This window comes from Kribbella speibonae (assembly GCF_004331375.1).
Taxonomy (GTDB): domain Bacteria; phylum Actinomycetota; class Actinomycetes; order Propionibacteriales; family Kribbellaceae; genus Kribbella; species Kribbella sindirgiensis.
Genome location: NZ_SJKC01000004.1, coordinates 310,673 through 326,668 on the forward strand (window position 1 = coordinate 310,673; position 15,996 = coordinate 326,668).

Annotated in this window: 17 protein-coding genes; 12 read left to right on the forward strand and 5 right to left on the reverse strand. The window is 68.9% G+C overall.

The genetic code is table 11. The features are described from left to right. Window positions 1–78: 78 nt before the first annotated feature. Entirely contained in the window at window positions 79–504 is a 426-nt protein-coding gene (gene mce / locus E0H92_RS29500) for a methylmalonyl-CoA epimerase (RefSeq protein ID WP_131498568.1), read from the reverse strand. 126 nt (window positions 505–630) lie between these two features. On the opposite strand from mce, the gene E0H92_RS29505 reads away from it, so the two are divergent. The 4 genes from E0H92_RS29505 to E0H92_RS29515 all read left to right on the forward strand — a co-directional run bounded on the left by E0H92_RS29505 (window position 631) and on the right by E0H92_RS29515 (window position 4,064). Beyond that, window positions 631–1,833 carry an acetyl-CoA C-acetyltransferase gene (locus E0H92_RS29505; protein ID WP_131498569.1) on the forward strand — a complete coding sequence of 401 codons (1,203 nt, stop codon included), beginning with the start codon at window positions 631–633 and terminating at the stop codon, window positions 1,831–1,833. A 10-nt stretch (window positions 1,834–1,843) separates the two neighbouring features. Then, the gene (gene meaB / locus E0H92_RS29510; protein ID WP_131463616.1) at window positions 1,844–2,800 is read left to right on the forward strand and encodes a methylmalonyl Co-A mutase-associated GTPase MeaB; all 957 of its coding nucleotides are present in this window, start codon (window positions 1,844–1,846) and stop codon (window positions 2,798–2,800) included. A gap of 296 nt (window positions 2,801–3,096) precedes the next feature. After that, window positions 3,097–3,255: a hypothetical protein gene (locus tag E0H92_RS44350; protein ID WP_165547247.1), complete on the forward strand. Its 159-nt coding sequence runs from the start codon at window positions 3,097–3,099 to the stop codon at window positions 3,253–3,255. A gap of 89 nt (window positions 3,256–3,344) precedes the next feature. Next, on the forward strand, window positions 3,345–4,064 hold the full coding sequence (locus tag E0H92_RS29515) for a PH domain-containing protein (protein ID WP_131463618.1): 720 nt from the start codon (window positions 3,345–3,347) through the stop codon (window positions 4,062–4,064). Between the two features lie 6 nt (window positions 4,065–4,070). On the opposite strand, the gene E0H92_RS29520 is transcribed toward E0H92_RS29515, so the two are convergent. From E0H92_RS29520 to E0H92_RS29530, 4 genes are all read right to left on the reverse strand, one after another. Then, complete coding sequence (locus E0H92_RS29520) at window positions 4,071–5,315, reverse strand: RNA polymerase sigma factor (RefSeq protein ID WP_165550098.1); 1,245 nt, start codon at window positions 5,313–5,315, stop codon at window positions 4,071–4,073. Window positions 5,316–5,332: 17 nt separating this feature from the next. Continuing rightward, window positions 5,333–5,680 (reverse strand): YciI family protein, encoded by a 348-nt coding sequence (locus tag E0H92_RS44355; RefSeq protein WP_165550099.1) that lies wholly within the window; start codon window positions 5,678–5,680, stop codon window positions 5,333–5,335. 61 nt (window positions 5,681–5,741) lie between these two features. Then, on the reverse strand, window positions 5,742–6,464 hold the full coding sequence (locus E0H92_RS29525; RefSeq protein WP_131498571.1) for a maleylpyruvate isomerase family mycothiol-dependent enzyme: 723 nt from the start codon (window positions 6,462–6,464) through the stop codon (window positions 5,742–5,744). Window positions 6,465–6,495: 31 nt separating this feature from the next. Next, complete coding sequence (locus E0H92_RS29530; RefSeq protein WP_131463624.1) at window positions 6,496–6,942, reverse strand: DUF4231 domain-containing protein; 447 nt, start codon at window positions 6,940–6,942, stop codon at window positions 6,496–6,498. Between the two features lie 32 nt (window positions 6,943–6,974). On the opposite strand from E0H92_RS29530, the gene E0H92_RS29535 reads away from it, so the two are divergent. The 8 genes from E0H92_RS29535 (at window position 6,975) to E0H92_RS29570 (ending at window position 15,968) form a co-directional block, all read left to right on the forward strand. After that, the gene (locus tag E0H92_RS29535) at window positions 6,975–7,478 is read left to right on the forward strand and encodes a MarR family winged helix-turn-helix transcriptional regulator (RefSeq protein WP_131463626.1); all 504 of its coding nucleotides are present in this window, start codon (window positions 6,975–6,977) and stop codon (window positions 7,476–7,478) included. 160 nt (window positions 7,479–7,638) lie between these two features. After that, on the forward strand, window positions 7,639–9,225 hold the full coding sequence (locus E0H92_RS29540; RefSeq protein WP_131498572.1) for a peptide ABC transporter substrate-binding protein: 1,587 nt from the start codon (window positions 7,639–7,641) through the stop codon (window positions 9,223–9,225). Continuing rightward, window positions 9,225–10,601 carry a M14 family zinc carboxypeptidase gene (locus tag E0H92_RS29545; RefSeq protein WP_131498573.1) on the forward strand — a complete coding sequence of 459 codons (1,377 nt, stop codon included), beginning with the start codon at window positions 9,225–9,227 and terminating at the stop codon, window positions 10,599–10,601. The genes E0H92_RS29540 and E0H92_RS29545 overlap by 1 nt, the downstream gene beginning before the upstream one ends. Continuing rightward, complete coding sequence (locus E0H92_RS29550) at window positions 10,601–11,527, forward strand: ABC transporter permease (protein ID WP_131498574.1); 927 nt, start codon at window positions 10,601–10,603, stop codon at window positions 11,525–11,527. The genes E0H92_RS29545 and E0H92_RS29550 overlap by 1 nt, the downstream gene beginning before the upstream one ends. Continuing rightward, a complete protein-coding gene (locus tag E0H92_RS29555; RefSeq protein ID WP_131463632.1) occupies window positions 11,520–12,401 on the forward strand; it encodes an ABC transporter permease in 882 nt (293 codons plus the stop codon). Before E0H92_RS29550 ends, E0H92_RS29555 begins: the two co-directional genes overlap by 8 nt. Beyond that, on the forward strand, window positions 12,402–13,853 hold the full coding sequence (locus E0H92_RS29560) for a serine hydrolase domain-containing protein (RefSeq protein WP_131498575.1): 1,452 nt from the start codon (window positions 12,402–12,404) through the stop codon (window positions 13,851–13,853). It begins immediately after the preceding gene. Beyond that, a complete protein-coding gene (locus E0H92_RS29565; RefSeq protein ID WP_131498576.1) occupies window positions 13,843–14,346 on the forward strand; it encodes a GbsR/MarR family transcriptional regulator in 504 nt (167 codons plus the stop codon). Before E0H92_RS29560 ends, E0H92_RS29565 begins: the two co-directional genes overlap by 11 nt. Beyond that, window positions 14,343–15,968 (forward strand): dipeptide ABC transporter ATP-binding protein, encoded by a 1,626-nt coding sequence (locus E0H92_RS29570; protein WP_131498577.1) that lies wholly within the window; start codon window positions 14,343–14,345, stop codon window positions 15,966–15,968. Before E0H92_RS29565 ends, E0H92_RS29570 begins: the two co-directional genes overlap by 4 nt. Window positions 15,969–15,996: the final 28 nt, after the last annotated feature.

Genomic DNA, 15,996 nt, shown 5'->3' on the forward strand with positions numbered 1-15,996 from the left:
CAGAGTAGTCCGCCCACCCGGTCGACGAGACCCGAATCGCGTGCCGTCACACCCAGGTCCCGTCCGGTGACCCAGTGCCTAGTGCGAGACCCGTGGCTCCACGAGTTCGACGAGGACGCCGCCGGCCGACTTCGGGTGCACGAAGTTGACCCGGGAGCCGGCGGTGCCGCGTTTCGGCTCGTCGTACAGCAGGCGGGCGCCGCGCTCGCGCAGCACCTTCGAGACCGCGTCGAGATCGCTGACCCGGTACGCGAGCTGCTGGATGCCCGGGCCGCGCTGGTCGAGGAACTTCGCGATCGGCGAGGCGTCCGACAGCGGCGCCAGCAACTGGATCGAGGACCCCGAGTCGCCGACCGAGAGCATCGCCTCCCGGACGCCCTGCTCCTCGTTGACCTCCTCGTGCGCCACGGTCATGCCGAACACGTTGGCGTAGTACCGGACGGCTTCGTCGAAGTCGGGCACCGCGATGCCGACGTGGTCGATCGCGTCGAACAACTGATCCATCCCGCCAGCGTGGCGCAGACCCCGCCCACGAGGCCATCGAAAGTGGCCCACTCGACACCATCCGTGTGACCCGTCTGACGTGCGCGAGCAGCGGCGTACCAGTGCGGTCGCAGGTATCGTGACGGCATGTCTGACACGCGGAACCACAGCGTCATCGTCGCCGGTGCACGGACCCCGATCGGGCGGTTGCTGGGTGGCCTCAAGGGCTTCACCGGAGCAGAGCTCGGCGGGTTCGCGATCAAGGGCGCACTCGAGAAGGCCGGCGTCGCACCGGACCAGGTCGAGTACGTGATCATGGGCCAGGTCCTGCAGGCCGGCGGCGGTCAGATCACCGCCCGCCAGGCCGCGGTCAAGGGCGGCGTCCCGATGGACGTGCCGGCCATCACCATCAACAAGGTCTGCTTGTCCGGGCTGAACGCAATCGCACTCGCCGACCAGCTGATCCGCGCCGGCGAGTACGACGTCGTCGTGGCCGGCGGTATGGAGTCGATGACGAACGCGCCGCACCTGCTGCCGAAGTCCCGGGAGGGCTTCAAGTACGGCGACGTGCCGCTGGTCGACTCGATGGCGTACGACGGGTTGTGGGACGCGTTCACCGACCAGGCCATGGGCGCGCTGACGGACCAGGCGAACACCGAGCGCCAGAAGCTGAGCCGCGAGGAGCAGGACGAGTTCAGCGCTCGTTCGCACCAGCGCGCCGCCGAGGCGTGGAAGAACGGCGTGTTCGCCGACGAGGTCGTCCCGGTCGAGGTGCCGCAGCGCAAGGGCGACCCGATCGTGGTGGACAGCGACGAAGGCGTCCGCGGCGACACGTCGGTCGAGGTGCTGGGCAAGCTGCGGCCGGCGTTCGGCAAGGACGGCACGATCACGGCCGGGTCGGCGTCGCAGATCTCCGACGGCGGCTGTGCGGTCGTCGTGATGAGCAAGGCGAAGGCCGAGGAGCTCGGGCTCAGCTGGATCGCCGAGATCGGCGCGCACGGTTCGGTCGCCGGGCCGGACTCGTCGCTGCAGAGCCAGCCGGCCAACGCGATCGTCAAGGCCTGCGCGAAGGAAGGTATCCAGCCGGCGGACCTCGACCTGATCGAGATCAACGAGGCGTTCGCGGCGGTCGGGATCGCGTCCGCGCGCGAGCTGCAGGTCGGCGACGACAAGGTGAACGTGAACGGCGGCGCGATCGCGCTCGGCCACCCGATCGGGATGTCCGGCGCCCGCCTCGTGCTGCACCTGGCCCTCGAACTCGGCCGCCGCGGCGGCGGCGTCGGCGCAGCCGCGCTGTGCGGTGGCGGCGGTCAAGGTGACGCCCTGATTGTTCGTGTACCCCAGAGCTGACAGAGAACTGATGCCACGACGGACGCCGCCGGTCGGTGAGTTGGTCGAGCGCGCCCGCGAAGGGGATTCGCGGGCGGTCGCTCGGTTGATCTCGCTGGTCGAGGACGAGTCTCCGCTGCTGCGTGAGGTGATGGCCGAGTTGGCGCCGTACGCCGGTCACGCGCACATCGTCGGGATCACGGGCTCGCCCGGCGTCGGCAAGTCGACGTCGACGTCGGCCCTGGTCTCGGCGTACCGGGAGACCGGGAAGCGGGTCGGCGTACTCGCGGTGGACCCGTCGTCGCCGTTCTCCGGCGGAGCACTGCTCGGGGACCGCGTGCGGATGCAGGACCACGCGACCGACCGCGGCGTGTTCATCCGGTCGATGGCGTCCCGTGGGCATCTCGGCGGGCTGTCGTGGTCGACCCCGCAGGCGTTGCGGGTGCTGGACGCGGCCGGGTTCGACGTGGTGCTGGTGGAGACGGTCGGCGTCGGGCAGTCCGAGGTGGAGATCGCCGGGATGGCGGACACGACGCTGGTCCTGCTGGCTCCGGGCATGGGCGACGGCATCCAGGCCGCCAAGGCCGGGATCCTCGAGGTCGGCGACATTTACGTGGTGAACAAGGCGGACCGGGACGGCGTCCAGTCGGTCACCCGCGACCTGCGGTCGATGCTGGCGCTGGCCGAGCGCTCCGAGGGCGCCTGGTCGCCGCCGATCCTCAAGACGGTCGCGTCCCGCAACGAAGGCGTCGCCGAGGTCGTGCAGGCGATCGAGGACCGGCTGGAGTGGATGCGCGGGAACGGCGTACTCACCGAACGTCGCCGGAGCCGGGCGCGGGACGAGATCGAGGCGATCGCCACCACCGCGCTCCGGGCCCGGTTCGCGCACCTCCACGGCGACGCCCGGCTCGACGTCCTGGCCGCGAAGGTCGCGGACGGCGGCACCGACCCGTATTCGGCGGCCGACGAGCTCATCGCCGCTTTGTGACACTTGTCTCGCCGTGGAACAATCGACCACGTTGTGTCACATGGTGTCTTTGTATTTCGTTCACCGGAAGTTGTGCCGATTTCGGGCAAATGCCGCAGGATTTCCGGTGGGTACGGCGATCCGTGTCTCAGGGCGGCGCGCCGATGGGTGCCATGCCCCCGGATCCGTTACAGAATGGACCTTGTAGCTGGTGAGCATTGTGCGGTGGGCTGTGTTCAGTCAGTGACAATTGGTCACGGTCCGTGATACAAACTCAAACACAGTCGACCGAGTGGTTAGGAACAAGGAGTGGCGACATGCCGAAGAAGCTGTTGATCTGGTCGCTCATCGCCTTTGCCGGGTTTTACCTCTTCACCCAGCCGACCAACGCCGCCGGTGCGGTGGGTGGAGCGTTCTCGGCCGTCGGTGACGCGTTCGGGAGTGTTATCCAGTTCCTGACCGCGCTGTTCAGCTGATCTGCCTGTCAAGTGTCCCGTTGCGCCTCGTCGTGCGGGACACTTGAGCTACACGGGGTCACACAACAGCGTGACAGGGGAGTGAACGGATGGCCGGAATAGGCCTGTTCCGGATCTTCGACCCGAAGGTCCGGCGCCACCTGATCTCGGACGAGGGCGAAGTCGTCATCGACGAGGTCCGGCACCACTGGGTGGTGTTCACGGTGCCGATGCTCGAGGTCCTGCTCGCGGCGGCACTGCTGCTCACCATGGCGACCACCGCGATCGGTGGTCAGCCGGTGCTGCTGGCGATCGTTCTGGTGCTGCTCAGTCATGCGTTCTGGCAGTTCCTCACCCAGCATCGGGACCGCTTCGTGGTCACCAACATGCGGGTCATGCGGATCCGCGGCGTCTTCTCGCAGACCGTCGCGACCACCCCGATCGCCCGGGTCCTCGACATCACGCTGCAGAAGCCGATCATCGGGCGGATGCTCGGCTACGGCCACTTCGTCTTCGAGTCGGCCGCGCAGGACCAGGGCTTCCGCGAGATCAAGTGGGTCAGCCGGCCCGACGACCGCGACCTGACGATTCAGCGCGTCATCCAGCGCACCGGCCTGCGGGCTTCCGCGAGCGTCGACGTACTGCAGGGGGACGAGGACTCCGACGACGACGGCACCGGCCCGATCGGGATGGACTCGGCGCAGGAGGTCTCCGCGAGTACCCCGGCCCCGGCCGCGGCCCAGCCGAACCGTCCGCCGTCCCCGACGTCATCGTCCGCCTCGAAGTCCATCTTCAACAGCGAACGCGGCAACTGGACCGACAACGAGTAGGCAACCTCAGAAGTCTTGCTCGGCGAGGTTGCGGAAGTGGTTGCGGCGGCGTTCTCGGTGGGGGCGTTCGGGGTGGTTGGGCGCAGCTGCGTCCAGCGCCTGCTGCAACTCGTCGGCGGCCTCGGCGTAGCGGGAGTGGCGGGCGAGGAGTTCGCCGCGTACGGCGTACCGGCGTGAGCTGGGCGGGATCTCGTCGAGCAGCGTGAGGGCCGTGTCGACGTCACCGGTTTCGGCGATCGCGACGGCGCGGGCGAGTTCTGCGGCGGGGCTGGGGGAGACCTTGACCAGCAGGTCGTAGAGCCGGACGATCTCGCGCCAGTCGGTCGCGGTGTAGCTCGGCACGCGGGCGTGCTCGGCCGCGATCGCGGCCTGCAGTTGGTACGCGTCGGCCTGGCGGGCGGACCGCTCCAGCGAATCGTTGAGGAGCGTGACGCCGCGGGAGATGAGGTCCTGATCCCACACCGACCGGTCCTGGAGATCGAGCGTCACCACCTCTCCGGATTCGTCGACGCGGGCCGGTCGACGCGCCTCGGTCAGGAGTAGGAGCGCCAGCACCGCGGTCGGTGTCGGCTGGGCGGGCAGCAGCGAGTGCAGCAGCTCCGCCAGCCGGATCGCCTCCGCGCACAGGTCGACGTCGTACGCCGCTGTGCCCTCGGCCGGTGCATGACCCGCGGTGTAGAGGCTGTGGATGACGGCGCAGACCGCGGGGAGGCGTTCGGGTAGTTCGGCCTCGGTCGGTACGCGGTACGGGATGCGCGCGGCGGCGATCTTCTGGCGTGCGCGGACGAGTCGCTTCGTCGCGGCGACTTCTGTCGTGAGCAGTACGCCGGCGATCTGAGCAGGCGAGAGTCCACAGAGGGTGCGCAGCGCCAGAGCCACACGGGTCGGAGGGGACAAGGACGGGTGGCAGCAGGTGAAGATCAGGCGCAGGAGGTCGTCCTGAACCACCTCCTCCGTCTCGACCTTGGGAGCGGTCAGCTCGATCAAGTCAGCGCCGGCTCGCTCCTTACCGGTGCGCGCTCGTTCGCGGCGGATGATGTCGATCGCCTTTCGCCGGGCGGTCACGGTGAGCCAGGCGCGCGGCTCGGGCGGTACGCCGGTCACCGGCCACGCACCGAGCGCCGCCAGCGCCGCCTCCTGCACCGCGTCCTCGGCGAGCTGGACGTCGCCGACGGTCCGGATCAGAGTCGCGAGAATCCGCGCCCCCTCGATCCGAACCGTCTCCCCGACCACGTCGTACCGCTCATTCACCGGCGAGCTCCAGGAAGCTATTTGGCCGCGATCACCGGGCGGACCTCGACCGCGCCGGCCCAGGCTGCCGGGATCTCGGAGGCGATCCGAACCGCTTCCTCGAGGTTGTCGGCCTCGATCAGGTAGTAGCCGGTCAGGGCTTCCTTGGTTTCGGCGTACGGGCCGTCGGTGGTGACGACCGGTCCGCCGCGGGCGCCCTCGACGCGGACGACAGTTGCCGTCGACGTCGGATGCAGGACGGCGCTCGCCTTCACCTGCTCGGCGAACTCGACACCGAACCTCCGGTACTCGGCCAGCTCGTCGGCCTGCTCGGGCGCCCACCAGTCGACGTCGGCGGTGTAGGTCAGTGCAAGGTACTGCGCCATGAGAGTCCTCCTTCTCGTCTGTTGTGAAGGGAACGAACGACAACTCCCACAGAGGACATCATCACTGCGATGCTTCGGAAGTTCTCCCGCGGAACGCGCGCACCACGTCGGGATCGCCGACGATCTCGACCACGTCGTCCCCGGCCCGCCCCCACAACCACAAGTACACCTGCGCCGGATCCCCGGACACCTCCGCCGCCGCATCGCCCTCGGCCCCTTGCCGTACGTCGACACTCGTCGCGTCGGCGTCCACGGTCCAGGACCGGCCGCTCGCCGTCAGCCGAACGGCCGCGTCGATCGGATGGGCGGTGTCGCCCTCCTCCCACCACGGCCCGCCGAGCGTCGGGTAGAGGATCTCGTCGATCCCGTCGAGGGCCAGCTCGGGGTCGATCGGGGTGACGGCGTCGTGCGCCTGCTCGACGTCGATCCGGTGGATGACGGTCTCGTGCGTCATCCGCCGGTACCAGAACGCGGACGTGCGGTCGCGCGGGCTGAACGTCCAGGTCGGCGTCTCGGTCCCGGCCGCTTCCAAGGCATCGACGATCGCCGCGCGCGCGTCGTCGTACCACTCCAGTGACGTGAGGCCGGTGAAGTCCGGCGGCCATGGGTCGGGGAGTGCGCCGAGCTTCAGCACTTCGACCTTGTGGACGTACACCATCGCAACGTGCCGGACTACGTCGTCCACCGTCCATCCCGGGCAACTGGGCACGGCCGCATCGAGCCCGGTCCGCGCGACCTCGCCGAGTCGCGCGCTCTCGGCCCGCAGATGCTCCAGAAATCTCATGTCCGCACCCTGCCAGAGCCTGCCGACAGTTTCAGACGCTTCGCGCCTTCAAGGCCGCCTCCCAGTCCTGGGTCTCGGAGTAGCTGATCTCGACCACGCGCTCGGCGAGCAACTTCACCGGCTCGCCGGCCTTGGCGTACCGGCCGGCCTTCTGCGAGTAGAGCCAGGCCTCGTTCCGCAGTTCCTGCGCGGTCCGTGTGTACGTCGGATACGAGTCCTTGAACCCGAACAACGTCCGGATCCCCTCGGCCAGCGCGATCACGCCGCCGAGCGACGGCGCGAGCCAGACAGGCGCCTTGATGGCCACCGAGATCGCGATCACCAGGGCGGCGACGAGTTGTACGGTCCCGAGCGCTCGATACCAGATACGCGCCCGCCGGGCCTGCGCGGCGTACCAGCGAAACCGAATGCTGATCAACTGCTCCGCGGGCGCGTCCGTCCCGAGGGCAGGAAAGTCCGAATCTCTGAGCTTCGACATGGTCAGATCAGTGTGGGGTTAAGGTTCCGCTCATGGCCAGGAAGAGGGCGTTGCCGTTCGATCCGATCGACGAGGCGTCGCGGCAGTGGGGGCGCCGGTGGGGCGCCGTCGAGCAGATGCGGGCCGTGACGTCGCTGATGCGGGCGCAGCAGATCGTGATCAACGAACTGGACGAGATCCTCCGCAAGCACGGGCTGACGTTCGCCCGGTTCGAGGCCTTGGTGCTGCTGACCTTCTCCCGGCGCGGGTCGCTGCCGCTGGGGAAGATGGGGGAGCGGCTGCAGGTGCACCCGACCTCGGTGACCTCGATCGTCCGCAGGCTCGAGGCGGCCGGGCTGGTGACCCGGACGCCGCACCCGGACGACGGCCGCGCGGTGCTCTGCGAGATCACCCCCGAGGGCCGGGACCTGGTCGAACGCGCCACCGCCGACCTGGTCGCCGCCGACTTCGCCCTGTCCGGCCTCACCGACGACCAGCTGAAGATGCTCTGGTCCGTCCTGGAACCCCTCCGGCACAACGCCGGCGACTTCAACTGACCCACTCCTGACCGCGGGATCCCGTGTTACGGCCGCGCTAAAAGTTCATTTCCTACTGAAACTTCCCAAGTTTCCCTATTGCCAGGTCGTGGGATCAGCGTCCAGGATCGGAGACGAGTCGGCCCACCCTGCGGGCCGGCACACTTCCCTGGAGGACCTCATGAAGCGTGCTGCCGCTGTTCTCCTCGCCGCCACCGTGGCCCTGGCCGGCTGCTCCGGCGGCGGCGGTTCCGGGCCCGCCGATGGCGCGACCAAGTCGATCTCGTACGCCGTCTCCGACCCGGTGACCCTCAACCCCGGTCGCCAGACGATCGCGTTCGCCCAGGTCAAGGAGCTGTTCTCGAGCCTGACCTTCGTGAAGAGCGACGGATCGCTGACCTACCTGAACGCCGAGTCGGTGAAGTCGACCGACGCCGTGCACTGGACCGTCAAGCTGCGCCCGGGCTGGACCTTCCACAACGGCGAGAAGGTCACCGCCGAGAGCTACGTGAAGGCGTGGAGCACCGTCGCGTACGGCCCGAACGCCTGGGAGAACAGCGGCCAGCTGGTCAACATCGCCGGGTACGACGCCCTGAACCCGGCCAAGGGCAAGCCCACGACGACGCAGCTGTCCGGTCTCAAGGTGGTCGACGACCTGACCTTCACGGTCACGCTGAAGAGCCCGGACGGTCAGTTCCCGGTGCAGCTGTCGCAGGCGCAGAGCGGGTTCTTCCCGCTGCCGGAAGCGGCGTACAAGGACTTCGATGCCTTCGGCAAGCAGCCGATCGGCAACGGGCCGTTCCAGATGGTCGGCGGCTACACCGAGAACGAGCCGATGACGGTCAAGCGGTACGACGCCTACCAGGGCCCGAAGCCCACCGTCGACGAGATCGTGTTCAAGCCGTACACGGACATGACGACGGCCTACACCGACGTACAGGCCGGGAACACCGACATCCTGTTCGTCCCGGCGGCCCGGATGGCGCAGGTGAAGAAGGACTTCGGCGACCGCGCGTACGTCTTCCAGGGCCTGGGCATGAACTACCTCGGTCTGCCGTTGTGGGACAAGCGCTACCAGGACGTCCGGGTGCGGCAGGCGATCTCGATGGCGATCGACCGGCAGGCCGTGAGCAACGTGATCTACGGCGGCATCTGGGAGCCCGCGACGGCGCTGACGCCGCCGGGTGAGCCCGGTACGCCGAAGGACCTGTGCGGCGAGCTGTGCACGTTCAACCCGGCCAAGGCCAAGCAACTGCTGGCCGAGGCGGGTGGCTTCAGCGGTACGATGGAGATCCGCTACCCGGGTGGCTCGGGTCTGGACGACCTCTACAACGCCTACGCCAACCAGTTGCGGCAGAACCTCGGGATCAAGGACGTCACCGCGACGCCGACCACCGACTTCCCCGAGTTCCAGAAGCTGCGCAACGACAAGAAGCTGAGCGGCCCGTACTTCTCCCGCTGGGGCGCCCTCTACGCCAGCCAGCAGAACACCCTGCGCTCCTTCTACACCAAGGCCGGCGGCTGCGTGAACTGCATCCCGTACTACACCCCGCAGGTCGAGCAGTTGCTCGCGAAGGCCGATGCGCAGGTCGACCCGCAGAAGGCGATCGCGGGGTACGTCGACGTACAGAAGGCGATCCTGAAGGACTTCCCGGCGCCGCCGATGTTCTTCGAGAAGTACACGTACGCGACCTCGGACCGGATCGCGAAGCTGGCCGAAGGCGCGGGCAGCCTCGAACTCGAGAACACCACGCTGGCGGACAACTGATGGCGGCTGCCCCGGCCGGCCCGCTCCAGGCGATTCTGGAGCGGGCCCACCGCGTCCCCGACCTGACCCACTTTCCGGGCGTCGACGAGATCACCGCGCGCCTGGACGCCCTGACCGACCGGCACCCCGACCTGGTGACCAGGAGAAGGATCGGTACGTCGAGACTCGGTGACCCGATCACGATGTACTCGATCGGCGACGGCCCCGACCAGGCCCTGGTGTACGCCGGTGTCCATCCGAACGAACCGATCGGCTTCTGGACCGCGATCCAGCTGGCCGAGGACCTGTGCGCCGATCCGGAGCTCCGGGCGACGTGCCGGTGGAACATCATCGGCTGCATCGACCCCGACGGCACCCGCCTGAACGAGGGCTGGTTCGACGGCCCGTTCACCCGGGTCCACTACAGCGCGCACTTCCACCGGCCCGCTCCGGCCGAGCAGGTCGAGTGGTCGTTCCCGTTCCAGTACAAGAACGCGTACTTCGACCAGGTGCTGCCCGAGACGCTCGCGCTCATGCGGGTGATCGACGAATTGCAACCGATCATCGCCGTCTCGCTGCACAACACCGAGCTCGGCGGCGTCTACTACTACGTCACGCAGGAGCTCGACGGGTACGTCGACGAACTGCACCAGGTGGCGGCGTCCTTCGGGTTGCCGCTCGACCTCGGTGAGCCCGAGACGCCGGTGGCGCGCCCGTTCGGTCCGGCGGTGTACGAGATGATCTCGGCCAAGGCGACGTACGACTACGCCGATCGGCTGGGGCTGCCGACACCGAACGGATCGGGTGCTTCGTCGGCGGCGTACGCCGAGCGGCACGGCACCGTCACCCTGATCGCCGAGCTGCCGTACTGGACCCATCCGGCGGCGGACGACGAGTCGCCGACCGAGGCGTCGTACCGTCAGGTGCTCGCGGACGCGGCCGACGAACTCGAGCAGAACCTGCGGGCGATGGACGAGATCTTCCAGCAGGTACGGCCGTACCTCTCGGACGGCTCGCAGCTGGTCCGGGGGATCGCCGCGTTCCTGCCGTACCTGTTCCGGCGCCCGGAGCGGGACCGGCGGCGAGCGGCCGGGATCGACCCGGGCCGGCGCGCGACGGTCGCGGAGGCGTTCGGCCTGCCCGACGTCAACCGGATGTTCCGGCTCCGGTACGGCGGGATGCTGGTCCGCGCCGTCGAGGGCGAGATCGCCCGGGGCAGCGCCGCGGCCGCGATCCACGCACCGGCGAAGCGCCTGCGCGAGCTGTACCGCGGCTGGCAGGACGAGGCCGCGGAACTCGACGCGCAGCTGCGGACGATCCCGATCAAGGATCTGGTCGGAGTGCAGTACGCCGCCGCGCTCGCACTGCTCGACGCGGTACGGAGGCGGGCGGACTGATGGCGCGCTTCACGATCCGGCGGCTGATCGAGCTGGTGCTGGTGTTCTTCGGCGTCACGTTCGCCATCTACGCGGCCGTCTTCGCGTTACCGGGTGACCCGATCTCCAGTCTCGGCGGCGATCAGCCGCTGTCGCCTGCGGTGGTCGAGCGGATCCGGAACCTGTACCACCTGAACGACCCGCTCTGGTCGCAGTACCTGCGCTATCTCGGTCATCTGCTCACCGGCGACCTCGGCGTCGACTTCCGCGGCCGGTCGGTGGCCGAGCGGCTCGCGAGCCGTTGGCCCGTGACGATTCGGCTGGCGCTGACGGCGTGGGTGATCCAGGTGGTGATCGGTGTCGGCCTCGGTCTGGTCGCCGGCCTGCGGAAGAACACCTGGATCGATCGCGGGGTGCTGATCCTGACGATCCTGATCGCGTCGGTGCCGATCTTCGTGATGGCCGTGACGGCGCAGCTGGTGTTCGGCGTGAAGCTGTCGCTGCTGCCGATCGCGGGCGTGTCGGACGGCTGGCCGACGGCGTACTTGCTACCGGCAACGGTTCTCGCCATCTACGGGCTGGCCGCGGTCGCGCGGCTGACCCGGGGGAGCGTGGTCGACACGATGAGCTCCGACTTCGTCCGCGCGCTGTGGGCGAAAGGGCTGTCACGGCGCCGGGTGATCGGTGTGCACGTACTGCGGAACTCGGCGATCCCGGTGCTGACGTATCTCGCGATCGACCTGGGCGCATTGCTCGGCGGGGCGGTCGTGACCGAAGGCATCTTCAACCTGCCGGGCGTCGGGCAGTTGCTGTTCGAGTCGATCCGGGTGCACGAAGGGCCGACGGTGGTCGGCATCGCGACCGCGCTGATCATGATCTTCCTGCTGACCAGCCTCGTCGTCGACCTGCTCAACTCCCTCCTCGACCCGAGGATCCGCCATGACTGACGCAGTGCTCCTTCAGACCGTCGACGAGGACGTCATCGCGCGCCGCGGCGTCTGGGCGACCGTCCGCCGCCGCGTGCTCTTCTGGCTGCCGCTAGCAGTGCTAGCGGTTCTGCTTCTGATGGCGCTCGTCCCGCAGTTGTTCACCAGCGCCGACCCGCGCGCCTGCGACATCTCCGCCAGCGCACGTCCGTCCTCACCCGGCCATCCGTTCGGCCAGGACCTCCAGGGTTGCGACGTCTACGCGAACGTCGTCCACGGCGCCCGCGCGTCGCTGTCCGTCGGTCTGGTGTGCACGTTGATCGCCCTGGTCATCGCCGTCGGCGTCGGAACGGTCGCCGGGTACGTCGGCGGCTGGGCGGACTCGATCCTGGCCCGGCTGACCGACGTGTTCCTCGGCTTCCCGTTCCTGCTCGGCGCGATCGTCGTACTGAACAGCCTCGGCAAGCGCTCGGTCCTGTCGGTGTCGCTCGTCCTCGCGGTGTTCTCCTGGCCGACCCTGGCCCGGATGGTGCGGACGACGGTCCGCGCGACCAGGGACGCGGAGTACGTCCAGGCCGCGAAGGCGATGGGTTTCCCGACCACCCGGATCCTGTCCCACTACGTGCTGCCGAACGCGATCGGCCCGGTGCTCGCGGTCGCCACGCTGACCGTCGGCGGCGTGATCGTGGCCGAGTCGACGCTGACCTTCCTCGGCCTCGGCCTGCGGGCGCCGTCGATCTCGTGGGGCCTGCAACTCGCCACCGCGCAGTCGCGTTTCCAGCAGGCGCCGCACACACTGATCTACCCGGCGATCTTCCTCGCCGCGACGGTACTGAGCCTGATCACCCTCGGCGACGTGCTCCGCGACGCGGTGAACCCGAAGGGACGCTCCTGAATGACCACCTCCGACAGAACGGACGCCGCCTTGTCCTACGACATCCACATCGCCCGGGAAGCCGCACCGGCCATCGAGAGCTGGCTGGAGTACCAGCGCCGCTACCTGCGCACGCCGGGAGTCCAGGCGGCGATCCGGGTCGGCGACGAGCTCGTCCTCTCGACCGCCCTCGGCCACAGCGACGAGGTCGCCGGTACGCCGCTGCGCACCGACCACCTCTTCCGGATCGCGTCCCACAGCAAGACCTTCACGGCGACCTCGATCCTGCAACTGGTCGAACAGGGCAAGGTCCGCCTGGACGACCCGATCGACACCTACGTCCCCGAGCTGGCCGAGAGCGCCTTGGCGCCGGTCACCGTGCGGGAGCTGCTCGGTCACCAAGCGGGCGTGATCCGGGACGGCGTGGACAAGGACTACTGGCAGCTGATGGATCCGTTCCCGGACCGGGACGCGCTGATCGAGCTGTGCCGGTCCGCCGGCCAGGTGTTCGAGCGCAACGAGTACTTCAAGTACACGAACATCGGCTACTCGCTGCTCGGCCTGGTGATCGAGTCCGCGAGCGGGTCGTCGTACGGCGATTACGTCGCGGCGAACATCGTGGACCGGCTGGGACTGACCAACACCGGCGCCGAGTGGGAGCGTGCGCGCGCCGGTGAGTACGCCGGCGGTCACACCGGGCTGCTCGACGGGAACGACGTACGCGAGGTCATCCCGCACGTGGACACCCGCGCGATGGCGGCCGCTACCGGGTTCTACTCGACCGCCGAGGACCTGGCCGTCTACGGGGCCGCGCACTTCTTCGGGGCGGACCAGCTGATCGGCGACGCGAGCAAGCGGCTGCTGCAGCGGGACGAGAGCCTGGTGAACGCCAACGGCCGCGAGATCGGGCGCTACGGGCTCGGCATGGACATCGTCACGATCGGCGGGCGACGGCTGGTCGGGCACAGCGGCGGGTACCCGGGGCACATCACCCGGACCTTCATCGACCCCTCCGACCAGGTCGTCGTGTCGGTGCTCACCAACTGCATCGGCGGGCCGGCGGGCGCGCTGGCCACCGGTGTGGTCAAGCTGCTGAACCTCGCCGCCGAGGCACCGGCCGGGACCCAGGTGCCGAGCGACATCGACGCCCGGCGGTTCTGCGGCGACTTCGCGAACCTGATGGGCGTGATCAGCATCGCGCTGCTCGGCGGGCGCCTGGTCGCGTTCTTCCCGGCCGCACCGGATCCGGTGGACAGCTACGAGGAGCTCCAGGTCGTCGACGAGAACACGCTGGCCGTCGTACCAACGGCCGGATTCGGGTCGATCGGCGAGAAGGTGGAGTTCACCTGGGACGAGGCAGGCAGTCCGTCGCTGGTCCGGTACGGCGGGAGCTCGCGCTGGCCGGTCGAGGCGTTCCGGGCGCGCCGTACGGCGCAGATCGCGGGAGCTGTGGGAGGCCGGGATGGCAATTGATAACGACGACTGGGAAGAGGATTCCCGCCGGATCGAGTTCGTCGAGCACTTCGCACTGATCCGGGAGCTGGCCGGCTCACCCCGGATGGAAGGCCGAGTGCTCGGCTATCTGATGGTGAGCAACAAGCCGTACGTGTCATCGGCGGAGCTGTCCCGGGCACTCGCGGCGAGCGCGGGCTCGATCTCCAGCACGACCCGACGACTGATCGACCTCGGCTTCATTGCCCGGCATCCCGTTCCGGGCGACCGCAATCACTACTTCAAGGTCGAGGACGACATCTGGGGCAGTTTCCTCGCCGGCGAGGGCCGATCGCTGGGCAAGCAGCGGCGGTTGATCGAGGACATGCTGGAAGAGCTGCCGGAGGGGATGCCCGGTCCGCGGAAGCGGCTGCAGAACGCGCGCAACTACTTCGAATGGCTGGCGCTGCACCGCCGGAAGATGCTCGCGGAATGGCAGGAGTACCGAGACACGCACCTTGAGGACGGTCAATGAGCGACCACGTCCTGCGGTTCGAGGACCTGACCGTCGACTTCACCGTCGGCGGTACGACGCAGCGCGCGGTCGACGGCGTCAGCTTCGGGATCCGGCCGGGCGAGGTGCTCGCGGTCGTGGGCGAGTCGGGATCCGGGAAGAGCGTCACGGCGCTAGCAGCGCTAGGACTGCTGCCCTCGAACGCCCGCGCCGGCGGGCGGATCAGCTTCGGCGGCGCCGACGTACTGGAGATGTCGCGGGCCGAACTCACCGCGCTCCGCGGCCGGCGGATCGCGATGATCTTCCAGGATCCGTCCGGGGCGCTCGACCCGGTGTTCACGATCGGGGCGCAGCTGGTCGAGATGATCCGCACCCACCAGCCGTCGCTGTCGCGGGCCGCGGCGCGGGAGCGGGCGCTCGAGTTGCTGCGGATGGTCGAGATCCCCGACAGCCGGCTGAAGTACTACCCGCACCAGTTGTCCGGTGGCCAGTGCCAGCGGGTGATGATCGCGATCGCGCTGGCCTGCGACCCGGAGCTGCTGATCGCGGACGAGCCGACCACGGCCCTCGACGTCACCGTGCAGCAGGAAGTCCTCGACGTACTGCTCGCGATGCGGTCGAAGATCTCCGGCGCGATCATGATCATCACCCATGACATGGGCGTGGTCGCGGACGTGGCCGACCGGGTCGTCGTGATGCGCAAGGGGTCGGTGGTCGAGACGGCCGAGGTCCACGAGCTGTTCGACCACCCGACGCAGGAGTACACGCGGACGCTGCTGGACGCAGTGCCGCGGGGCGGTGCGCGGGAGTCGGACCCCGTTGCGGACCAGGAGGTTCCGGCGCTGCGGATCGACGAACTCGTGGTCGAGTACCGCGGTCGCCGCGGCCGGACGGTGCGTGCGGTCGAGGAGGTGAGTCTCGGGCTGAATCCCGGCGAGATCGTCGGTCTCGTCGGTGAGTCCGGATCCGGGAAGTCGACGATCGGCAAGGCGGTGCTCGGGCTCGCGCCGATCACCTCCGGCGAGATCCACGTCGCCGGACGGGCGCTCACCTCCGCGTCGGCGTCCGACCTCCGCAAGACCCGTGCCCGGATCGGCGTCGTGTTCCAGAATCCGGCCGGTTCACTGAACCCGCGCGGCACCATCGGGCAGTCCGTCGGCGAGCCGCTCGCCGTCCATCGCGGTGTCCGGGGCGCCGAGCTCCGCCGCCGGGTCGAGGAGCTGCTCGACAGTGTCGAACTGCCGGGTGCCTGGGCCGGGCGGTACCCGCACGAGTTGTCCGGCGGTCAGCGCCAGCGGGTGTCGATCGCGCGGGCCATCTCGCTCGATCCCGGGCTGCTGATCGCGGACGAGCCGACGTCCGCCCTCGACGTCTCGGTGCAGGCCACCGTGCTGGAGCTACTCCGCTCGCTCCAGGACCGGCTGCACTTCGCGTGCCTGTTCATCAGCCACGACCTCGCCGTGGTCGACCAGGTCTGCGACCGCGTCGCCGTGATGAGCCAGGGCCGCCTGGTCGAGCAAGGCGACCGCGAGTCCGTCCTCCGCGCACCTCAGGACCCCTACACCGTCCGCCTGCTCGAGGCGGCGCCCGTTCCCGATCCGCGCGAGCAGGCTCGGCGGCGCGGGCTCAGGTTGGCCGGCTAGTTGGAAATAGTTGGACGTCCTAGTATTT

Coding starts and splice junctions, on each gene's coding strand:
- E0H92_RS29540 (WP_131498572.1), top strand. CDS start 7,639: ATGAAGCGTGCTGCCGCTGTTCTCCTCGCCGCCACCGTGGCCCTGGCC.
- E0H92_RS44350 (WP_165547247.1), top strand. CDS start 3,097: ATGCCGAAGAAGCTGTTGATCTGGTCGCTCATCGCCTTTGCCGGGTTT.
- E0H92_RS29550 (WP_131498574.1), top strand. CDS start 10,601: ATGGCGCGCTTCACGATCCGGCGGCTGATCGAGCTGGTGCTGGTGTTC.
- E0H92_RS44355 (WP_165550099.1), bottom strand. CDS start 5,680: ATGGCGCAGTACCTTGCACTGACCTACACCGCCGACGTCGACTGGTGG.
- E0H92_RS29515 (WP_131463618.1), top strand. CDS start 3,345: ATGGCCGGAATAGGCCTGTTCCGGATCTTCGACCCGAAGGTCCGGCGC.
- E0H92_RS29530 (WP_131463624.1), bottom strand. CDS start 6,942: ATGTCGAAGCTCAGAGATTCGGACTTTCCTGCCCTCGGGACGGACGCG.
- E0H92_RS29565 (WP_131498576.1), top strand. CDS start 13,843: ATGGCAATTGATAACGACGACTGGGAAGAGGATTCCCGCCGGATCGAG.
- meaB (WP_131463616.1), top strand. CDS start 1,844: ATGCCACGACGGACGCCGCCGGTCGGTGAGTTGGTCGAGCGCGCCCGC.
- E0H92_RS29560 (WP_131498575.1), top strand. CDS start 12,402: ATGACCACCTCCGACAGAACGGACGCCGCCTTGTCCTACGACATCCAC.
- mce (WP_131498568.1), bottom strand. CDS start 504: ATGGATCAGTTGTTCGACGCGATCGACCACGTCGGCATCGCGGTGCCC.
- E0H92_RS29505 (WP_131498569.1), top strand. CDS start 631: ATGTCTGACACGCGGAACCACAGCGTCATCGTCGCCGGTGCACGGACC.
- E0H92_RS29535 (WP_131463626.1), top strand. CDS start 6,975: ATGGCCAGGAAGAGGGCGTTGCCGTTCGATCCGATCGACGAGGCGTCG.
- E0H92_RS29525 (WP_131498571.1), bottom strand. CDS start 6,464: ATGAGATTTCTGGAGCATCTGCGGGCCGAGAGCGCGCGACTCGGCGAG.
- E0H92_RS29545 (WP_131498573.1), top strand. CDS start 9,225: ATGGCGGCTGCCCCGGCCGGCCCGCTCCAGGCGATTCTGGAGCGGGCC.
- E0H92_RS29555 (WP_131463632.1), top strand. CDS start 11,520: ATGACTGACGCAGTGCTCCTTCAGACCGTCGACGAGGACGTCATCGCG.
- E0H92_RS29570 (WP_131498577.1), top strand. CDS start 14,343: ATGAGCGACCACGTCCTGCGGTTCGAGGACCTGACCGTCGACTTCACC.